The sequence below is a fragment of the Eikenella corrodens genome (assembly GCF_003990355.1).
Taxonomy (GTDB): Bacteria; Pseudomonadota; Gammaproteobacteria; order Burkholderiales; family Neisseriaceae; genus Eikenella; species Eikenella corrodens_B.
This window is the reverse complement of the sequence record NZ_CP034670.1, coordinates 383,956-404,458: the sequence shown is the minus strand read 5'-3', so window position 1 is coordinate 404,458 and position 20,503 is coordinate 383,956. Positions and strand designations below refer to the sequence as shown.

Genomic DNA, 20,503 nt, shown 5'->3' with positions numbered 1-20,503 from the left:
GAAGCTTACGCTTTCAGGTAGCCTTTGGTTTATTCTTCCCAATCTTCCAGCGCCAGCGGCCCGTTTTCCTTCACTTCCTCCATCACCACATAGCTGCGGCTCTCTACCGCAGAGGGCAGTTGCAGCAGGATTTTGCCGAGCATGTCGCGGTAGGCGGACATATCTTGCAGGCGCACTTTGATCAGGTAGTCGTATTCGCCGGACACGAGGTGGCATTCGAGGATTTGCGGGATTTTCAGCACTTCGCGGCGGAATTCTTCAAAAATATCGCCGGATTTGGAATGCAGTTTGATTTCCACGAACACCAGCAAGCCGTAGCCCAAGCGGGCGGGGTTGAGGCGGGCGTGGTAGCCGCTGATGTAGCCGTCGCGCTCCAGACGGCGCACGCGTTCGGTTACGGGGGTGGCAGACAGGCCGACGCGTTCGGCCAGCTCGGTCATGCTCAGGCGGGCGTTTTCCTGCAAGAGCTTGAGGATGCGGTGGTCGATGCTGTCGGCTTCTTTGAAGGTGGGGCGGTGGGGCATGGGCTTCTCCTATCGTTATCGTGAATTGGAATAAGGATACTATCGCGTTACTTGGCCATACATGGGTATTGTCTGCGGCCAGTCGTCTTGTCCTATTCTTATTTTAATCCGCTATGAAAGTGCTTCTCTGTAGTTTCAAATAAAGGCTACCTGAAACTTTTTCAGGTAGCCTTTGCTTTATCTAGTCATCCTGCGCTTATTGCTCGCGGGTTTGATCCAGCAGGGCTTTCATGGAAAGGCGGACGCGGCCGCGGTCGTCCACTTCCAGTGCTTTCACCCGCACGTTTTGGCCGACTTTGAGGTAGTCGTTCACGTCTTTTACGCGCTCGTGGGCGATTTGGCTGATGTGCACCAGGCCGTCTTTGCCGGGCATCACGGATACGATGGCGCCGACGTTGTTGTCCAAAATCTTAATCACCACGCCGTTGTACACCTGGCCCACTTCCACTTCGGCAGTGATTTCCTCGATGCGTTTGCGGGCGGCTTCCACGGCTTCCACATTCACGGCGGCGATGGTGATGGTGCCGTCGTCTTCAATGTTGATTTCGGTGCCGGTTTCGGCGGTGAGGGCGCGGATGGTTTCGCCGCCTTTGCCGATAACGTCGCGGATTTTGTCTTGGTTAATCTTCATGGTGAAGAGGCGCGGCGCGTGCTGCGAGAGCTCCTGCGGGCCGGCCACGGCGGCTTTCATCTGTTCGAGGATGTGCAGGCGGGCTTCTTTGGCCTGTGCCAGGGCAATCTGCATGATTTCTTTGGTGATGCCTTGGATTTTGATGTCCATCTGCAGGGCGGTAACGCCTTCGGTGGTACCGGCCACTTTGAAGTCCATGTCGCCGAGGTGGTCTTCGTCGCCCAAGATGTCGGTGAGCACGGCGAATTTGTTGCCTTCCAAAATCAAGCCCATGGCGATACCGGCCACGTGGGCTTTGAGCGGCACGCCGGCGGAGAGCAGGCTCAAGCAGCCGCCGCATACGGAGGCCATGGAAGAAGAGCCGTTGGATTCGGTGATTTCAGACACCACGCGCATGGTGTAGCTGAATTCTTCGGGCGAGGGCAGCACGCCGAGCAGGGCGCGTTTGGCCAGGCGGCCGTGGCCGATTTCGCGGCGTTTGGGCGCGCCCATGCGGCCGCATTCGCCGGTGGAATAGGGCGGGAAGTTGTAGTGCAGCATGAAGCGGTCGGTGTATTCGCCGCTCAAGGCATCAATGATTTGCTCGTCGCGTTGGGTGCCGAGGGTGGCCACAGCCAGGGCTTGGGTTTCGCCGCGTGTGAAGAGGGCGGAGCCGTGGGTGCGCGGCAGCACGCCGATTTGGATGTTGATGGGGCGCACGGTGCGGGTGTCGCGGCCGTCGATGCGCGGCTGGCCGGCCAGAATCTGGCTGCGGACCACGTCGGCTTCCAAATGTTTGAAAATACCTTTGATTTGGTTGGCAGCGAGGGTGTCGGTGTCTTCCGTGATCAGTGCGGCTTCCACAGCGGCCCAGGCTTCGTTCAGTTTGGCGGTACGCGCCTGTTTTTGGCGGATTTTGAAAGCTTCGGCCACGGTTTGCCCGGCAATTTCCTGCACTTTGGCCACCAGGGCGGCATCGGTTTCGGGCGCTTTCCAGTCCCACACTTCGGGGTTGACCGCATCGGCCAGCTCGTTGATGGCGCGGATAACGGCCTGCATTTCATTGTGGCCGTATACCACGGCGCCGAGCATCACGTCTTCGGGCAGGATTTGGGCTTCGGATTCCACCATCAGCACGGCTTGCGCGGTGCCGGCCACCACCAAATCCAGCTGCGATTTGGCCAGCTGGGTTTTGGTCGGGTTCAGCACGTATTCGCCGTTCAGGTAGCCCACGCGGGCGGCGCCGATAGGGCCGGCGAAAGGCACGCCGCTCAATACCAGCGCGGCAGAAGCACCGATCATGGCGGGAATGTCGGAATCAATTTCCGGATCAACCGATACCACCGTGGCCACGATTTGGATGTCGTGGAAGAAGCCTTCGGGGAACAGCGGGCGGATGGGGCGGTCGATCAGGCGGCTGGTGAGGATTTCTTTTTCGCTCTGTTTGCCTTCGCGCTTGAAGAAGCCGCCGGGGATTTTGCCTGCGGCATAGGTGCGCTCCAGATAATCCACGGTGAGCGGAAAGAAATCCTGCCCGGCTTTCACTTCTTTGTTGGCGGTAACGGCCACCAGCACCACGGTTTCGCCCATGGATACTTTTACCGCACCCGCAGCCTGGCGGGCGATTTCGCCGGTTTCGATGGTTACGGTGTGCTGGCCGTATTGGAAGGATTTGACGTGTTTGTTAAACATTAGGATTCCTTTAGAAGAAGGCCGCTGCCGCTAAAACACTAAGCATAAGCCCGCACAAGCGCAGGCGCATGGTTAGGGTTTCAGACAGGCAGGGCAGGTTGGAAATAAAACAAAGGCTTGAGGCTACCTGAAAGTGCAGCCCGAAACCGGCGCGCATTCTAACACGCTGCCGGGCAGATTGCACTGTATAAACAAGATATAGTGAATTAACAAAAACCAGTACAGCGTTGTCTCGCCTTGCCGTACTATCTGTACTGTCTGCGGCTCGCCGCCTTGTCCTGATTTTTGGTAATCCACTATAACTTCGTTGAAGTTTGCGCTTTCAGGTAGCCCCTTCGTGCATACCCAAGGCTGCCTGAAGCCGCCTGCACGGCTGGAACTTTACTGAAACCTTGCTTTCAGGTAGCCTGCCGTCCGTCTTTACTTTTATCGGCAGCCAGCTGAGTTCCTTGCTAGGCCGGCCATTTACCAAATTAAGGATATGCCATGAACGCACCGACAACCCCGCAAGCCGCCTTGGTTACCGATTTCCTCAATGCGATGTGCCAATGGGAAATCTATATGGAGAAACGGGACAAGCAGCTGGATGAAGAAATATCGGACGATATGGACGAAGAAGAGGAAGAAGAATTAGACATGCAGGCAGAAGAGGAAATGAGAGCCAAGCTGCGCGCCATATTTGACCAATACCTCCATCCGTCTGTCTTGGAAACCAAATGGGTGGACAGGCTGCTTTCATTAAGCTATTCAATACCACCAGAATTTAGAGATTTTCAAATTTCAGACGTTCAGGAAAGGCGGATTAAATCCGAAGTCATTGTGAAGTTAAATAATGGATTTAAAAGCGTTTTAAAATACTGCATCCGCAAAGACGATGATATTTTTAAAATTGATGGGGTATATCGGAAGGATTATGCCGGAAAATGGAAGAAAAGTTATTTTTAACTAATGCAAGCATAGCCCGCCTGTATAGTGTGTGAGTATCCCGAACGCACGCGGTTTCAGCCTTCAGGCAGCCCTAGCAGGCTACCTGAAAGCGTAGTTTCAATGCAGTTAAAAAATGTAAGAAACATTTTCAACAAATGCGACAACAAGCTCCTATTCATTGGATTGATATGCCAAAAAAATTTAAAGGCCTTCTAAACAGAGCAGGCTCAAAAAAATTTAATAAATAAGATTGTTTCCAACCCATCAGAAGTAAGAGTTCAAGAATACATGACTATAGATAATGTAATTTGGAGAAAGCCTCATAATTCTTTAGTTATTTAAAAACCTGATGGAGAATTTCTAACTTATTTACGATGTTCATAAGGTGGTGCTGCTGATTTTTGTAATGGAGGACATAAATAATGATTTATACACAGGATTCAAATATAAATATTACAGTAGAAAATTTAGAAAATTTATATGTTCTACAAGACTCAGATACAAAAAATAATAATTTCATACTATTTAAAGATAATTTATGTTGGCATCAAATATATATAGATTGTTCAGCAATATTTATTCAGCCATTAGATCTTGATGATTTATATTCCTATATGGATGATTTATCTTGCTTTCCATTATTTGAATTTAAATTCAAGGGTTCTACAAGAATTGAATTTCATTCAAAAAATAGTGTGTTAACAATTGAAAACCCTAGAATAAAAATCAACTTTTTAGTTATGGATGACTCATTTAAAAAAATAACTCTTAAATTAAAAGAGCAAGCGTAGCCTGCATGGTTAGCAAGCATAACCCACCTGCGTAGTGTGTGTGCACCCCCTCGCGCACGCGGTTTCGGTTTTCAGGTAGCCCCTACGGAAACAGGGCTACCTGAAAACGCAATTTGAACTGAGCTAAAACCCAAAAGCCGCGCCCGTATTGTGCCGCCTGCGCTAAAATAGCGCCCTTTCCCACTCATCCTTTATTTACCCACCATGCCCCTTATCCCATCCCGGCTCAAATGGCTTTCCGCGCGCGTACTGGCTGCACTGCCGATGCTGGTTAGCGTATGCTTAGCCGTGCTGGCCGTGTGGTATTGGCAGAAGCCGCTGATGTGTATGCCGCTGGTGCTCGGCGTGATTGCCGGCGGCCTGGTGGATTTAGACAACCGCCTCACCGGCCGCATCCAAAACCTGCTCTCCACCATTGCAGCCTTCAGCGTTTCCTCGCTCACCGTGCAGTTTACGTTCGGCCAGCCGCTGCTGTTTCTGCCTGCGATGACGCTGCTCACTTTTGTGTTTACCCTGTCCGGCGCCATCAGCCTGCGCTACCGCACCATCTCCTTCGGCACGCTGGTGGTGGCGCTCTACACCATCCTTACCATCAACCACAGCATGGTTTGGTATGCCAACACCCTGCTGATTTTGTGCGGCACGCTGCTCTACAGCGGCAACACCCTGCTGCTGCACCTTATTTTGCCGCACCGCCCCGTGCAAGACAGCATGGCCGCTGCCTATACCGAGCTGGCGGGCTACCTCGACATCAAAGCCCAATTCTTCGACCCCGACGACACCGACCGGCTCGAGCAGCGGCAAATCGCACTGGCCATGCAAAACGGCAAAGTGATTGCCGCCTTCAACCAAGTGCGCAGTGCCTTGTTTTACCGCATGCGCGGCCAGCACCGCCACCCGCGCACCGCCCGCATGCTGCACTACTACTTTGCCGCGCAAGACATCCACGAGCGCGCCAGCTCCAGCTACATCGGCGAATACCGCCGCTTTGTGGCCGAGCTCAGCCACAGCGACCTCATCTTCCGCATCCAGCGGCTGATCGAATGGCAGGCGCAGGCCTGCCGCGATGTGGCGCACAGCCTGCAACGCGGCAGCACGGCGCCGGACAATGCCAAGCTGGATAAACTGGCCGCAGGCATCCGCCGCTCGCTCCAACACCACCAATCCACCCAAGCCGATAAGAGCCCGCGCAGCCTACGCCGCCTTATCGACAATCTCTACGGCATCAACTACCAACTCACCCACCTGGCCGGCGAGCAAGCAGACTACACCGAAGCCAACGAGCAAACCCGCATCGTGCGCGAAGATGCCGGCAGCTGGCGCAGCCATCTCAAGATCCTGCGCAATCATCTCAGCTTCGAATCCGGCGTATTCCGTCACGCCGTGCGGCTCTCCATCGTGGTGTTCCTCTGCATCGCCTTAGTGGAAAGCCTCAAGTTGCCCATGGGCTACTGGGTGCTGCTCACCGCCGTATTCGTGTGCCAGCCCAACTATTCCGCCACCAAAAGCCGCCTTATCCAGCGCGTGGTCGGCACGATGGCCGGCGTGGCCGTCGGCTCGCTACTGCCCTATTTCACCCCCTCGCTGGCCACCCAGCTGGCCGTGGTGGCCGCTTCCAGCACCCTGTTTTTCTTCTTCCGCACCAACAAATACAGCTACTCCACCTTCTTCATCACCATCCAAGCCATCACCAATCTCTACATCGCCGGCCTGCACGGCTTCGACGCCCTGCCTTGGCGGCTGCTCGACACCATCGTCGGCTGCGCGCTGGCCTGGTGGGCCGTATCCATGCTCTGGCCGGATTGGCACTACCTTTCCCTCGCCCGCACCGCCCAACGTGCCCTGGCCGGCAACGCAGGCTACCTGAAAAGCATCACCGACCAGCTCCAGCAAGGCGGCCAGTGCGACGATGCCGCCTACCGCAGCGAACGCCGCCGCGCCCACGAACGCGCCGCCCAACTGAGCAGCACCCTTTCCGACATGTCCGGCGAGCCGAAAAAATATGCCGCACATCTGCCCGGCGGCTTCACCCTGCTCAAAACCGTTTACGCCATTAACGGCTATATCTCCGCCCTTGGCGCCTACCGCAGCCGCCTCAGCCCCGGCCAAATCGAGCTCGATTTCAACGCCGCCTTCGCCCAAACCGCCAACGAAACCGCCCGCTTGCTCGAACGGCTGCCCGGCCTGCCCGAAGCCGATTTTCAGGTAGCCTACAGCGCCCTGCGCCAACAACTCACCGCCCTGCGCCCCGACAGCAGCGCCAGCCCCCACGCCCACACCCTCTGGCAGCAGCTTTCCTTGATTGCCAAACTCTTGCTCCCCGCCTACCAGGCCTTGCAAGACGTGGATGATACCCAAACCGAAACGCAGGAGGCGGCGGCAGTGGGCACCAGCGGCTAGGCGATGTTTGTGCTCTAAGAGGCTACCTGAAAGCGTAAGCTTCAACGGAGTTAAAACGTAGCGCAGCGAAGTTTCTGTGCGGCTAAAATGAAACACAGTGGAGTTTCTGCGAAGCCAGAACACAGCCGATTTTTGTGCAGCGAAGTGCCACAACAACGCAGTTCAAACGCGGCTTCCATCGGAGGCCGCGTTGCTATATAGGGTCTTCAGGTAGCCTGCACCGGCAGCCCGGCCATGCTGCCCTACATCATGCAGTTATTCAAACAAACGCCCAAGCAAAAGGCTACCTGAATTTTCAGGTAGCCTTTTATGCAGTTAAACCCCGGCGGAAACTTTCTCCCACGCTTCCAAAATCAATTCTGGGCGGTTGCTTTGCAGCAGAGTGGCATCGGAGAGCATCTGCCGCCACACCCGGGCATGGTTGCGGCCATGCAGCAGGCCGAGGTAGTGGCGCAGCATGTGGCGGATGGTGAGGCCGGGGTCGGCGGCGAGCGAGCGCTGCATATAGCGGTAGAGCGCGGGAATCAGGGTGTCGAAGTCGGTTTCAGGCAGCTTTTCGCCGTAAAACAACCTGTCCCACGATTGCATCAGCATCGGGTTGTGGTAGGCCTCGCGGCCAATCATCACGCCGTCGACGTGTTGCAGGTGCTCGGCGATTTCGGCATTGGTTTTGATGCCGCCGTTGATGATGATTTCCAGCTGGGGAAAGTCCTGTTTGAGGCGGTAAACATAGTCGTATCTCAAGGGCGGCACATCGCGGTTTTCTTTAGGCGACAGGCCTTCCAGCCAGGCATTGCGGGCGTGGACGATATAGGTGCGGCAGGCGGTTTTGTCGGTAAGCGTGCCCACGAAATCGCACACGGTTTGGTATTCGGTTTGGCGGTTGATGCCGATGCGGTGCTTCACGGTTACGGCGCAATCGGGCACGGCTTCCTGCATGGCATTGAGGCAATCAGCCACCAAATCCACTTCATTCATCAAGCAGGCGCCGAACGCACCTTTTTGCACGCGCGGGCTGGGGCAGCCGCAGTTGAGGTTAATTTCGTCATAGCCCCAGCTTGCTGCAATGGCAGAGGCTTTGGCCAAATCGGCCGGGTTGCTGCCGCCCAGCTGCAGGGCAACCGGATTTTCGCTTTCGTCTTTGCTCAAAAAACGCTCAGTCTGGCCGTGGATGATGGCGCCGGCATGGATCATTTCGGTGTAGAGCCAGGCATGGCGGCTGATTTGGCGTGCCATGTATCGATAATGCCGGTCTGTCCAGTCTAGCATCGGGGCAACGGATAGGCGGCGGGCGGGGAGGGTTTGGCGAATGGGCATGATGGGCAGGGGATAAAGAAAAAGCCTAAACGGGATGTTTAGGCTTTTTAAAATTTGGTGGGTCGTGAGCGATTCGAACGCTCGACCAACGGATTAAAAGTCCGCTGCTCTACCGACTGAGCTAACGACCCTTTGGCTCCCCGAGCTGGGCTCGAACCAGCGACCTGCGGATTAACAGTCCGTCGCTCTACCGACTGAGCTATCGGGGAAAGGAAGCGCGCATTTTAGAGACGAGGCGGGGAGTTGTCAATAGAAATTTGGCATAGATGAGGAAATTTTTTAACAGTTTGTGCACAAAATTTAAAAATATTATTTAAATACAGTTCATTAAATTATGGCGCAATTTGAAGTGAGGCTACCTGAAACTGGCTCGCAAGCCTGATGCGGCTAAACAAATTTCAGGTAGCCTCTGTTTTGGTGTGGTGTGTTCTGGGTACAGCCAGCCTGTTTAATTTGTCTGTTTGCCTTTGCCTTTTTCAGAAGCAAACCATAAATGCAGCGGGGCAAGCAGCTCTAAAACGAGGCGGGCGAATAGGGGGCTGTTAATCGGCTCGACTTCATCGCGGCCGTACACTTGGGCGACTTCGCGATCTTGGTTTTGGCCGGGGCAGTCGCGGCTGTCGCGGTATTTGCCGCGGGCGGCGGCGAGAGCTTTTTCAGGTAGCCCTTGGGCAGAGAGGTCTTCGGCGGTGCAGGCTTTGGCGGCGGCCAGGCTGGTGCGGGGAAAGAAGGGCAGCGGCTGTTGTTGACCGAGCAGATAGTAGTCGAACCAGCGGGCAAGTTGCTCGGCGGCTTCCGCTTGCGGCAGCGGCGGCAGGGTTTGCGGGCTGTCGAGGGAGACGAGGTGGGTGGTTTTTGCTTGGGGGTGAACGGCGCAATACACCAGGTGTTGCAGCCACAGCCTAATTTCGGCGGGGGCTTTGAGTTTGGCGGCGTGGTAGAAGATTTGGCCGTGCTGGTGCAGGTGGGTGAGGCTGCCGACGAGGGTGTGGCCGCCGTGCTCGAAGCGGAAGGGGAAATCGGGCTCGCGCGGGCTGGCGAGCAGCGCGGAATCGAGCTGCTTGGCGGCGGTGCGCTCGGGCTCTTGCAGGATTTCGCCGAGCAGACCGGCGGGCAGGAGGCTGTCGGCCTGCAGTTTAGCTTCGGTTTGGGCGAAATCTTCATGCTGGCAGCAGGCGTCGAGGTAGCGCTGTTTCACTTCGTCGGAATGTTCGATGGCGTATGGCTCGGCGGAATCGGTGGGACGGTCGGCATAGGGGCCTTTCCATTGCAGGGCGTGGCGCAGCCAATAGCGCACCGGGTTGTTCCAGAAGTTTAGGAAACTGTCGAGCGATACCGTGGGCTCGACAACGGCTTCGGGCGGGGCATCGCCAATAAAGGGGGCGGCTTCGGCGGCAGGCTGGTTGAGGGCTTGGGCGTAGTCTTGGCGGAGGCCGGACAGGCTACCTGAAAGCCCGTTTTCGCTAGGACCGGCTGAATTTTCCCCATTCTCTGGCGGGACAAAATAGCGGGTGGAAAAGGCTTGCAGGGGATGTTGGCACACATGGGCGGCGGCGAAATCGGTGCTGCTCTGGCCGGCCATTTGTGCCAGCGTGTCGATGAGTTCGCTCAGTAGTGGCGAGGGGGCTTGGGCTTCGTCTTTGAGATGGTCGCGGCCGATGTAGGACAGATAGAGGTGGCTGCGGGCGCTGAGCAGGGATTCGAGGAACAAGTAGCGGTCGTCGTCGCGGCGGGAGCGGTCGCCGGATTGGGGGTGGCGGGCGATCAGGTCGAAGGCGGGGGCGGGGGTTTGGCGCGGGTATTTGCCGTCGTTCAGGCCGAGCAGACACACAGTGTCGAACGGCAGGCTGCGCATGGGCACCATGCTGCAGAAGGTAATGCCGCCGCGCAAAAAGGCAGCTTCGCTGCTTTGGCCGAAGAAACGGCTCAGGTGCTGGCAGGCGGTGTCGGGTGGCAGGGCTGCGGCATAGCCCGCCAGCGCGGCTTCTTCCTGCCAGTCGGCCAAGGCCTGGCTGATTTGCTGCCAGGCGGCCTGGTCGGCTTCGGCAGGGGTATCGCCCGCGGCATCGGCTAAAAGGGCGCGGAAGCGTTCGATCCAGCCTTCGATGGACGCGGGGCTTTGCCAGCGGCGGTGGTGCTCGCGCAGTTTGCCCAGCAGCACAAACCAGGCGGCCTGGGCAGGCTGGCGGGCCAAATCGGCCGGCCAGGGGTGCACGCCTTGCCACAGCGTATCTTCGCCCTCGGGCAGCAGCCAACCCAGCACGCTGCGTTCGGCGGCCTGCTGCCAAGTGAAGGCTTTGCCGCTGCCGCCGTGCTCGGCGCGCATTTCGGCATCCGCGCCCCAATGCACGTTGAGCTCGGCCACGCTGCGGCGCAGGAATTCGGCATCGGTTTCGTCAATCTGCCAATGGCGGCACACCGCTTGCGCATCGAGCAGGGGCAGCAGACGTTCGGTTTCGAAGCGGCTTTGCATCAGGGTGATGAGCTGCTCGGCCAGCAGCATCAAAGGCTGGCTGCGGCTGAGACGCACGTCGGCCACGGAATACGGCAGGGCGCGGCTGCCGGGCGCGGCTTCGCCGAACACGGCGTGGATGAATGGCAGGTAGTCTTCCATGGCGGGGGTGAGCACGGCGATGTGGTGCGGTTGTAGTTTGGGGTTGTCTGTCAAACGGCGCAACAGGTGTTCTTTGAGGATTTGCAGCTCGCGCAGGGGGCTGTGGGCGGCTTGGATTACGATGCTGCCGTCCATCTGCGCGCTGCCTTTTTCAGGTAGCCTCAACAGCTGGATATCGGCCTGCAGGCGTTGCAGCAGGCCGGGCGATTCGGGCTGCGTAGGGAAGAGTTCCACCTGTTCCATGGTGCGGGTGCTCACGGCCAGGCGGTCGAAAAAATCGCGCCCCTGTTTGCCCAGCGAGGAGAGCAGCGGGTGGCCGGCTTCTTCGGCTGAGGGTTCGGCCTGTGCGGCCAGCCGTTTCGGGCTTTGGATGTCGCCCCAGTATTGCTGGCTGGGGTTGACCGCAAACAGGTGCACATCGGTGTGCTCGGCCAAGGCCTGCAACAAATCCAGATACACCGGCGCCAGTGTGGAAATGCCGAACGCCAAATAACGCTGCGGCAGGTGCGCCGGATTCAGCGTGGCCAGCAGCCGTTCGTGCTGCGCGGCGCGGTGGGCGGCGGGGGCTTCGGCGGCGAGCGTGCGCCACAACGCGGCCTGCCAGGCTTCGTCTGCGCCCAAGCCGTTGAGCTTGCCCTGCTCCCATTGCGCGAGCCAATGCGGGCGATACACCAAATATTGGTCGAACACGTCCGCCAGCCGCCCTGCCAAATGATAGGCCGCCGCCGTGCTGCTTTTCAGGTAGCCCTGCAATACGGCCGGCAGAGCCGAATCGGCATTTTCCAACAGCGGCAGCAGCCGCCAGCGCAACACTTCCGGCGCAAACGGGTTCAGGCGCGGCGCATCCGACAGAAAGCAGCGCGTGAGCTGCCAGCTCAAGGCTGCCGGCAGGCTGAAATTCAAATTGGCCGCAATGCCGCTGCGCTCGGCTAAATAATGATTGAGATAACGGCGCATCCCTTGGCTCTGCACCACGATTTCTTCCGGCGCAAACACCGCTTTCAGCGGCATGGTCTGCATCAGCGCAACGGCGGTTTCGGCAAGGAATTCTAGGCGGTTGGAAGAATAAAGATGGAGCATGGCGCGGGCGGAGGTAAGAAATTAAGAAGGAATCGGCATTATAGTGGATTAAATTTAAATCAGGACAAGGCGGCGAGCCGCAGGCAGTACACACGTTACGGCAAGGCGAGCCAACGCTGTACTGGTTTTTGTTAATTCACTATATAGCGAAAGGCCGGGTTTGGCGGCGCGGCAGCAGGCTACCTGAAATAATGAGAATGGGCTTGGAGGAGCATATAGCGGCTTGGCTAAGCCGGCATTTGGTTGGCCTCCCGTTTTCAGGTAGCCTTCATCCAGATTGGCAGGGGTAAGTTTGCGCCACAAGATTGCTTGCAGCCTGCTCTCCAGCAGGCTACCTGAAACCCGTGGGAATGGGCTTAATACCCGCCCGCCGCCGTAGCAAAGGCTACCTGAAATTAGCAAGGCATGGCTTGCGCCAACTGTTGGGCTGCTTGCCGCCCTGTTGCAATGCCATCCGCCCGCCGCGCCGTTCTTTCGGTTTGCCGCGCCCGCTGTTACAATCGCGGCTGTTTGCAGATTGGCGGCAGGGCGGTTTGATTCGGTTGGAAACAACGTTTTGGCGAAACCTGCCGCACCTGTTTCAGGTAGCCTTATGTGTGCTGCCGTTGAATGGATTGAAAGGAAAGAATGATGGGTATTTCTAGCGGCCTGCATTGGCTGGTGATTTTGATTGTGGTGGTGTTGATTTTCGGCACGAAGAAGCTGCGCAATGTGGGCAAAGACCTCGGCGGGGCGATTCACGATTTTAAAAAAGGCCTGAACGAAGGCAGCGAGGGTGAGAGCGAAACGGCTGCGCCAAAGCAGATTGTTGAACACAAAGAAGAGAAGCCGGGCGAATAGGCGATGTTTGATTTCGCGTTCAGCGAGATGCTGCTGGCGGCACTGGTGGCGCTGGTGGTGCTGGGGCCGGAACGGCTGCCGCAGGCGGCACGTGCTGCCGGACGGATGGCGGGCAAGCTCCAACGTTTGGCCGGCAGCCTGAAAGCCGAGCTGGCGCAGCATGCGGATATGGCCGATTTGCGCCGGATGCAGGAAACACTGGCGGATACGGCCAACGAGTTGCGCCAGGAAATGCAGCATTTGCGCTCTTCGGCCGCGCCGGATGTGCCGGCCTGGGAGCGGTTGCCGCCGCAGCGCACGCCGGCGGATTTCGGCCTGGATGAAGACGGCCTGCCTGCCCTGCGGGATGCGCCCCATGCCACGGGCTTTCACACGCCTTCGCTGGGGCAGCGCTCGCGCGCGTGCCGGCGTAAGCTGCAGCCGCGCGTGCGGGTGCGGCCGCGTTTGCGGGTGCGCAAACAGGCGGGAGGGGGCAGATGAACGCGCAGCCTTTGGTGGAACATTTGAAGGAATTGCGCCGCCGCCTGATGTGGGTGGCGGCGGTGTTGCTGCTGTGCCTGTTTGCGGCGGTGCCGTTTGCCAACCGGCTGTATGCGCTGGTGGCCAAGCCTTTGATGGCGAGCCTGCCGCCGGGGGCGCATATGCAGGCGATTGATGTGATTGCGCCGGTGTTTGTTCCGCTGAAGGTGGCGCTGATGGCGGCGTTTTTGGTGTCGCTGCCGCATACGCTCTACCAGCTGTGGGCGTTTGTGGCACCGGCGCTCTACCGGCACGAAAAACGGCTGGTGCTGCCGCTGTTGCTCTCGAGCGTGGGGCTATTTTTTGCGGGGATGGCGTTTTGCTATTTTTTGGTGTTCCCGCTGGTATTTAAAGTGTTTGCCTCGGCCACGCCGGAAGGGGTGAGCATGATGACGGACATCGACCGCTACCTTTCCTTCGTGTTGGGCATGTTTGTGGCTTTCGGTATGGCGTTTGAGCTGCCGGTGTTGGTGGTGCTGCTGCATCGGATGGGAGCGGTATCGCTCTCGGCGCTGAAAACGGCGCGGCCTTATGTGGTGGTGGCGGCATTTGTGGTAGCGGGGATTGTAACGCCGCCGGATGTGATTTCGCAGTTTCTGCTGGCGGTGCCGCTGATTGCGCTGTATGAAGCGGGCTTGCTGATGTGCCGGCTGTTTAAGCCGAATGCGGATGCGGCGAAAACCACGGAAGCGGATGAGGCTACCTGAAAGCCTCAGCTTTAGCGCCGCCAAGCCCTGCGTTGGCATTTTCAGGTAGCCTTTCCATTACGGCAGGCGAAGGGAAAACAAAAATACATTTTGCCACCAAGCTACCATGCCGCACATAAACGATACCGATACGACCCAATCCGGAGCCCAAATGGATTCCCCCGCGAACACGCCGTACCGCCGCACCACACAACAACACCGCTGCCGTCAGCATGGCCTTCATGCTGCGCACAGCGGTGTTTTTGTTTGACAGGTGCGGATGGGTAGAAGGCTACCTGAAAACAAGCGGTGAAGATTAGTAAAGAGCAAAGGAAAAGTTTTCAGGTAGCCTCTAAGATTCCAGATATGCTGCTGCCGGGCAAAACAAAATTAACTAGGAAAAACATGATTACATTACGAGACATCACCAGCTTAATCGCCATGCTGTATTGGGGCACGATGCTGGTATGCGCGCTAGGCTCGATATTTGTATGCTACAAAGCCCAGCCCAAGTTTTTGGAGAAATACCCATGGCTGCTGCCAGCTCCCGGGCTTGTTGTGGCAGCACTGTTTTTTCTGTTTCCCAAAACGCTCGTTTGGCAGGAAGAGCGGGAGAATGCCGAAAAAGCGGCCGAATGGCGCAAACGCTACGAGCCCGCCAAAGCCCGCTTCGACCAGCTGTGCCAAAACGCCGGTGAGAAAATCTACCGCACCGCGGACAATGTGGACAGCATCCTGCTGCTGAAAGTGCGGGGGGATGACGAAAAGTATCAGAGCAACAGCTACAACCCGCGGAAAGACCAGATGTGGGAGGATGCGGCGATAGAGAGCGAGTCAAAGCGGGAAGAATATGTTGCCAGTTTTTTGCCATATTATTCTTCTGTTCACTATGACAATGTTGATGTTTTACAAAAAGACGGCTCGATTATTCGTTACAGCGGTAATTGGTCTAGGTATGCTAAACCATTTGATCAAGAAGCGAATCCACCATATCCTGCCCGCTATGCCGTTACTTATGAAAATGATATTTCTTGGGAAAACCGAAAACATTGGATAGCGGGAACAACCATCAAGATTATCGATACCAAAACCAATACACTGATGGCCGAAAAAACGATGTATGTTTTTGTGCCGGAATTAGGCTATTCCAAATTTGAGCAGAATCCAAATCCTTGGGGCAGAGGCGAACGATGCCCAAGGGAGAGCGAGTTTGAGCAGCAAACTATTAGTTTTGTAAAAAAAGTTTTGATTTCACCATCATTCAAACCGGAGACTAAAAATGACTAATCAACAAAAGCAGAACCGGCGCAGCCACCACTAATAGAATGTGCAAACCGGTTCGCGCAATAAATCCATTCTGTCGCCAACAGCCTGCGGCCATCAGGCTACCTGAAAACTTCAGTGCTAACGAAGTGAAAACCAAGCTGCGGTTTGCCGCCTCTCTAGCGCTCCTCGGGCGGGGAGGCGGATTTCGGGCAGTTTTTTGTATCTGCCGTTTGTATGAAAACATGATTGCTTTGGCTATAATTTCTGCCGAGACAGGCGGGCGCGGCATCGTGCCTGCCGGTTTCAGGTAGCCTCTTTATTCATTCAACCCGATTCTTTTTTAATTCGAACAAGTAATGCCGATTTCGCCATCTTTTGCCTACCGAGCGGCTGCGTGCAGCCTGTTTGCGCTGATTTTCCTTTCCTTGGCTTGGGAGCTGTGGCTCTCGCCGTTGCGCCCGGGCGGCTCTTGGCTGGCGCTAAAGGCTCTGCCTTTGTGCCTGCTGCTGCCGGGGGTGTTGCGGCGCAACAGGCAAACTTTCCTGCTGGGCGGGATGCTGGTGTTGTTTTATGCGGCGGAGGCGGTGGTGCGGCTGTTTGACGCGCAGCCGGCCAGCCGGGTTTGTGCGGCGGCGGCTTTGGCTGCGGGCGTGGTGTTTTTTGTGTCGTGCCTGATGTTTATGCGAGCAGGCAAACGGGAGCGGGCATGATGTGGGAACGGTTTAAGGAAAGCTGGGTGGTGTGGCTGGGCATGGCGCTGATGGCGGTGGTGCCATTTTTGTCGTCTTGGCGCACGGGGCCGCAGGGCGGCTGGTTTATTGAGAGCGGCTCGCTGCTGTTTGCCGCTTTGTTTGCATTGCTCACGCTGTGGCGCAATCCGGCGCGCGCGCGGCTGCCGGGGGCGATGGTATTTTTTGTGCTGCTGGCGGGATTTTGGCTGGTGCAGGCGCGGATTTTGCGGCTGCCGTATCCGGAAATGTCGGATTTGACGGCGGCGGTGTTTTGCGTGATGGCGCTGCTGGCCTGGGCTTGCCGGCTTCAGGTAGCCCGGCTGGGGCAAGACCGGGTGGTGGAAATTTTTGCCTGGGCGCTGCTTTGCGGGGCGGTGTTGCAGGGCTTGGTGTGCGTGTTTCAGTTTATCGGCCACACGTCTTGGCTGCCGGGGATGATGCGCGCGCCGCAGAAGTATTTTGTGTTCGGCCAGGTGGGGCAGCGCAATCATTTGGGGCACTACATGATGTGGGGCGTGCTGGCACTGGGCTACCTGTGGAGCAGGCGGCGGCTGCCGGGGCTGATTGCTTTGGCGCTGGCGGTGTTTTTGCTGCAGGTGATCGGGGTGATTACTTCGCGCACGATTATGGTGTATGTGGGGGCCTTGCTGCTGCTGGTGCCGCTGCTGTATGTGCTGGGCGGCCGCCCGCTGCGCCGTTGGTGCGCGCTGACGGGGCTGTTGGTTTTGGGTGTGCTGGCGGCGCAGTTGATTATGCCTTGGCTGGTGGATACGTGGCTGGCGCCTGATGTGCAGTCCTCGGGCGTGGGGCGTTTGGTGTCGGGCGATGCGGCCAGCCCGGGGCGGGCTTCGGAATGGGCGAAGGCATGGACGGTGTTTACCGAGCACCCGTGGCTGGGCGTGGGCTGGCAGGGCTATGCGCACGAGAGTTTCGCGCTGGCCATGCGCGGCTCAGAGTTTCGCAATTATGACGTGGGGGTGCTGTTCACCCACAGCCACAACAGTATGCTGGAAATCTTGGCCGAGATGGGCGTGGCGGGCGCCATCTTGGTGTTCGGCGGCTGGCTGGCGGTGGCAAAGGGCTACCTGAAAAAGGGATTGGGCGCGTCTTCGGCGCTGATGCTGGCTCTGATGACCGTGTCGTTGTGCCACAGCCTGCTGGAGTATCCGCTGTGGTATGTGTATTTCCTCACGCCGTTTGCCGTGATGATGAGCCTCACCCCGGCCAAAGCGCCCGGCTGGTATATCGTGCAGGCGGGCAAGTGGCCGCAACGCTTCGGCATGGCCTTTGCCGCGTTGGCGTCCGTTATCATTGTGCAATACGGCTTTGCCTACCACCGCCTGGTGTTCGCCTACGCCAATCCCACCGAAAACTATCCGCAATACAAACAAGTGGATACCCTGCGCGAGCTGGAAGGCAAACACTATTTCCTCAAATACTACGCACAGATGGGCTTAATCCGCAAAGTGGATTGGCTGCGCCCGCTGCCTGAGTGGGGTCGTGATGCCGCCCTGCGCGCCAGCCTGTTCCGCCCCTATGCCAACACCGCCGTGCGCGCCTTCTATTTGGAGCAGGAAGGCCACCCGCGCGAAGCTGCCGATTGGCTGGTGAACATGGGCCGCTACTACCCCAAACAAATGCCCGGCCTGCTCAGCACCGCCGCTGCTTTCCGTGCCGCGCCAGAAGTGGTGCAGCCCCTGCGCGAGCAGTGCCGGCTGTATGTGCAAACCATGCCCCAGGCCGCCGGCAACCTGACTTGCGGCAATGCTTCCGCCCCCGCCGACAACAGCGGCAGCCGCCCGACTTCGCGCAGCGGCAGCGGGGTTTGACGAGAGATGAGGCTACCTGAAAGTGAAGCGGCAACCCAATTAAAACAAAGCGCCATTTGTTGCCGGGCTTAAACAAGCATAACATCCGTGATATCCCGCCCGGCTTACGCAAAGATACGCAAAAGAATTTGGCTTGTTCGCCCGTATCAGGCAAAGTGTTAAGACGCTTGAAATTCAACAGCCAACCAGCCTAATCCCGGCTACGGAGCTTGAAAAATCACGTTGGTTGGCCAAATTGCCGGGCAGTTCCCGGCGGCAAAATTTCCGTGCTGCAACGGCACATAAAATACTAAGGAGTAAGCATGAACCGTGTTTTATTGGTAGACGACGACGCCCTGCTCACCGAGCTCTTAACCGAATACCTGAGCGCCGAAGGGCTGGAAGTCAGCAGCGTGCCGGACGGCGAAGCCGGCGTGAACGAAATTCTCTCCGGCAACTACAACGTGGTGGTGCTGGACTCCATGATGCCCAAACTGAGCGGTCTGGATGTGCTCAAAACCGTGCGCCAGCAGAGCAAAATCCCCATCATCATGCTTACCGCCAAAGGCGACGACATCGACCGCATCATCGGCTTGGAAATGGGCGCCGACGACTATGTGCCCAAGCCTTGCCAGCCGCGCGAACTCTTAGCGCGCATCAACGCCATCCTGCGCCGCACCCGCCTGGCCGAGCCGGACAACAACACGCCCAACGTGATTTCCGTGAGCGACGTTACCCTCTATCCGGCCAAGCGCCAAGCCACCATCAACGAAGCCCCGCTGGAGCTCACCAGCACCGAATTCAACCTGCTGGAAGTGCTGATGCGCCATGCCGGCCAGGTGGTGAACAAAGAAACCCTCTCGCTCGAAGCGCTCGACCGCAAGCTGGCTAAGTTCGACCGCAGCATCGATGTGCACATTTCCAGCATCCGCCACAAACTGGGCGACGCCTCGCTCATCCAAACCGTGCGCGGCCTGGGTTATCTGTTTGTGAAAAACTGATATTTCAATTTTATTTTTTTGAAGCTTACGCTTTCAGGTAGCCTTCATCGAACGGGATAAAGGCTACCTGAAAATACCGTTCCTTCATTTGCACTATCCACCCAACGGCCGCCGCCAAGCCTAAACCGACTGACGGCGGCATTGTTTTGTGGCCGGGCAAACCTTCCCGCCAAAGCATATTCATGAAACTGTTCCAGCGGATTTTCCTCACCTTCTTCTTCGTTATCATCGCCGCCATTTTTGTGGCCAGCTTCTCCTTCTGGCTGGTGCAGGATAGAGTGGCCGAAAGCCGTTTCAAACAGCAGCGCGCCTTCGAAACCGGCCTGCTGAATAGCACCGTTACCGTGTTTCAAACCCGCGGCCTATCCGGCGTGCGCGAAACCCTGCAAGACTGGAACAACACCCCCACGTTCGACAACATCCTCGTGATTTCCGGCGACAGCAAAGCCGATATTTTCCAGCGCCAGGTAGAGCCCGCCCGCATCCTGGCCGCCCGTAAATTCGCCGCCGAATACCCCAACACCCGTGCCGTGCGCGTGGCCTACGACCCCTTGGGCGAAGAATACATCTTCATGCTGGCCGATTGGGACAAACAACAGCCCACCCGCCTGCCTTCCCCGCTGATGATTCCCGGCGTGGAAATGGCGCCGGTGTGGCACGAGCTCATCATCCTCAGCTTTATCATCATCGTCGGCCTGCTCCTGGCCTACATCCTTGCCCGCAATATTTCCCAACCTATCCGCACGTTGGAGCGCGGCATGAGCCGCCTGGCCGAAGGCGACCTCGAAACCCGTATTTCCCACCAGCTGCTCGGCCGGCGCGACGAGCTGGCCAAACTCGCCGTCCAGTTCGACCACATGGCCGGCCGCCTGCAAAAACTGGTGGAACGCGAACGCCACCTGCTGCACCACGTTTCGCACGAAATGCGCTCCCCGCTGGCGCGTATGCAGGCGCTGCTCGCCTTGTTGCAAGTGCAGCCGCACAAACAGGAGCAAAACATCAAGCGCCTGGAATCCGAGCTCACCCGTATGGACAAACTCGTGGGCGAGCTGCTCACCCTTTCCCGTTTGGAAACCGCCAACGTGGAAATGGAAAAAGACCCGCTCAAACTGGTACCCTTCTTGGAAAACTTGGTGGAAGACTGCCGCGCCATCGCCTGCCAAAACAATCAGCAAATCGATTTCACTTACGATCCGGAGGATGCCGAAGCCACCGTTTCCGCCAACGAGGGCTACCTCTACCGCGCTTTCGACAACGTATTGCGCAATGCCATGGCCTACAGCCCAGAAGGCAGCAAAATCCATGTCCGCCTCTCCGGCCACAAACACCATTGGCACATCGACATTGCCGACAACGGCCCGGGCGTGGACGAACGCCAGCTGCCGCATATCTTCACCGCCTTCTACCGCGCCGACAGCGGCGCGCACAAACCCGGAACCGGCCTTGGCTTGGCCATTGCCCGCCATGTAATCGGCAAACACAACGGCCGCATCAGCGCCTCTAATGTGCAGCCTAACGGCCTGAACATCCACTTCGAGTTGCCCGAGCTCACCGCCAAACAGCAGAAGCTGGAAGAAAAAGAACGCGAAGAAAAAGAGCGTGGGCAGGATGAAGGCAAATAAACCGGAAGCCGTTGCCGCAGCAGAAGCGCGTATTTTTCAGGTAGCCTTATTCCCGCCCGCACCCCGATAATCGTT

At 57.4% G+C, this 20,503-nt stretch carries 15 protein-coding genes and 2 tRNA genes; 11 read left to right on the top strand and 6 right to left on the bottom strand.

What is annotated here, in order from left to right; genetic code table 11:
* Positions 1 to 29: 29 nt before the first annotated feature.
* Together ELB75_RS02020 and pnp are read right to left on the bottom strand one after the other, a co-directional pair.
* Positions 30 to 524: an Lrp/AsnC ligand binding domain-containing protein gene (locus ELB75_RS02020; RefSeq protein ID WP_126982520.1), complete on the bottom strand. Its 495-nt coding sequence runs from the start codon at positions 522 to 524 to the stop codon at positions 30 to 32.
* Between the two features lie 196 nt (positions 525 to 720).
* A complete protein-coding gene (pnp, locus tag ELB75_RS02015) occupies positions 721 to 2,826 on the bottom strand; it encodes a polyribonucleotide nucleotidyltransferase (protein ID WP_126982519.1) in 2,106 nt (701 codons plus the stop codon).
* Between the two features lie 486 nt (positions 2,827 to 3,312).
* Between pnp and ELB75_RS02010 the strand changes: the two genes are divergently transcribed.
* The 3 genes from ELB75_RS02010 (at position 3,313) to yccS (ending at position 6,944) form a co-directional block, all read left to right on the top strand.
* The gene (locus tag ELB75_RS02010; RefSeq protein WP_126982518.1) at positions 3,313 to 3,771 is read left to right on the top strand and encodes an NTF2 fold immunity protein; all 459 of its coding nucleotides are present in this window, start codon (positions 3,313 to 3,315) and stop codon (positions 3,769 to 3,771) included.
* A 404-nt stretch (positions 3,772 to 4,175) separates the two neighbouring features.
* Positions 4,176 to 4,544, top strand: a complete 369-nt coding sequence (locus ELB75_RS02005; protein ID WP_126982517.1) for a hypothetical protein — start codon at positions 4,176 to 4,178, stop codon at positions 4,542 to 4,544.
* A gap of 204 nt (positions 4,545 to 4,748) precedes the next feature.
* On the top strand, positions 4,749 to 6,944 hold the full coding sequence (yccS, locus tag ELB75_RS02000; RefSeq protein ID WP_126982516.1) for a YccS family putative transporter: 2,196 nt from the start codon (positions 4,749 to 4,751) through the stop codon (positions 6,942 to 6,944).
* A 315-nt stretch (positions 6,945 to 7,259) separates the two neighbouring features.
* Here yccS and dusA read toward each other — a convergent pair whose 3' ends face one another.
* From dusA to recC, 4 genes are all read right to left on the bottom strand, one after another.
* A complete protein-coding gene (gene dusA / locus ELB75_RS01995; protein WP_126982515.1) occupies positions 7,260 to 8,261 on the bottom strand; it encodes a tRNA dihydrouridine(20/20a) synthase DusA in 1,002 nt (333 codons plus the stop codon).
* A 55-nt stretch (positions 8,262 to 8,316) separates the two neighbouring features.
* Positions 8,317 to 8,392: transfer RNA gene (locus ELB75_RS01990), tRNA-Lys, on the bottom strand.
* Positions 8,393 to 8,394: 2 nt separating this feature from the next.
* Positions 8,395 to 8,470: transfer RNA gene (locus ELB75_RS01985), tRNA-Asn, on the bottom strand.
* Between the two features lie 239 nt (positions 8,471 to 8,709).
* Positions 8,710 to 11,955, bottom strand: coding sequence for an exodeoxyribonuclease V subunit gamma (gene recC / locus ELB75_RS01980; RefSeq protein ID WP_126982514.1), 3,246 nt, complete (start codon positions 11,953 to 11,955; stop codon positions 8,710 to 8,712).
* A gap of 630 nt (positions 11,956 to 12,585) precedes the next feature.
* Here recC and tatA point away from each other — a divergent pair.
* The 8 genes from tatA (at position 12,586) to ELB75_RS01940 (ending at position 20,428) form a co-directional block, all read left to right on the top strand.
* Positions 12,586 to 12,795, top strand: coding sequence for a Sec-independent protein translocase subunit TatA (gene tatA, locus ELB75_RS01975; RefSeq protein WP_035581206.1), 210 nt, complete (start codon positions 12,586 to 12,588; stop codon positions 12,793 to 12,795).
* Between the two features lie 3 nt (positions 12,796 to 12,798).
* On the top strand, positions 12,799 to 13,275 hold the full coding sequence (gene tatB, locus ELB75_RS01970) for a Sec-independent protein translocase protein TatB (RefSeq protein ID WP_126982513.1): 477 nt from the start codon (positions 12,799 to 12,801) through the stop codon (positions 13,273 to 13,275).
* Positions 13,272 to 14,021: a twin-arginine translocase subunit TatC gene (gene tatC, locus ELB75_RS01965; RefSeq protein WP_126982512.1), complete on the top strand. Its 750-nt coding sequence runs from the start codon at positions 13,272 to 13,274 to the stop codon at positions 14,019 to 14,021. Before tatB ends, tatC begins: the two co-directional genes overlap by 4 nt.
* Before the next feature lie 288 nt (positions 14,022 to 14,309).
* Complete coding sequence (locus tag ELB75_RS12595; protein ID WP_206501478.1) at positions 14,310 to 15,287, top strand: hypothetical protein; 978 nt, start codon at positions 14,310 to 14,312, stop codon at positions 15,285 to 15,287.
* A gap of 341 nt (positions 15,288 to 15,628) precedes the next feature.
* On the top strand, positions 15,629 to 15,976 hold the full coding sequence (locus ELB75_RS01955) for a DUF2069 domain-containing protein (protein ID WP_431306055.1): 348 nt from the start codon (positions 15,629 to 15,631) through the stop codon (positions 15,974 to 15,976).
* Positions 15,973 to 17,826, top strand: coding sequence for a PglL family O-oligosaccharyltransferase (locus ELB75_RS01950; protein WP_126982510.1), 1,854 nt, complete (start codon positions 15,973 to 15,975; stop codon positions 17,824 to 17,826). The genes ELB75_RS01955 and ELB75_RS01950 overlap by 4 nt, the downstream gene beginning before the upstream one ends.
* Positions 17,827 to 18,128: 302 nt before the next feature.
* Entirely contained in the window at positions 18,129 to 18,806 is a 678-nt protein-coding gene (locus ELB75_RS01945) for a response regulator transcription factor (RefSeq protein WP_064084367.1), read from the top strand.
* 182 nt (positions 18,807 to 18,988) lie between these two features.
* A complete protein-coding gene (locus tag ELB75_RS01940; protein ID WP_126982509.1) occupies positions 18,989 to 20,428 on the top strand; it encodes a sensor histidine kinase in 1,440 nt (479 codons plus the stop codon).
* The last annotated feature ends 75 nt before the right edge of the window (positions 20,429 to 20,503 follow it).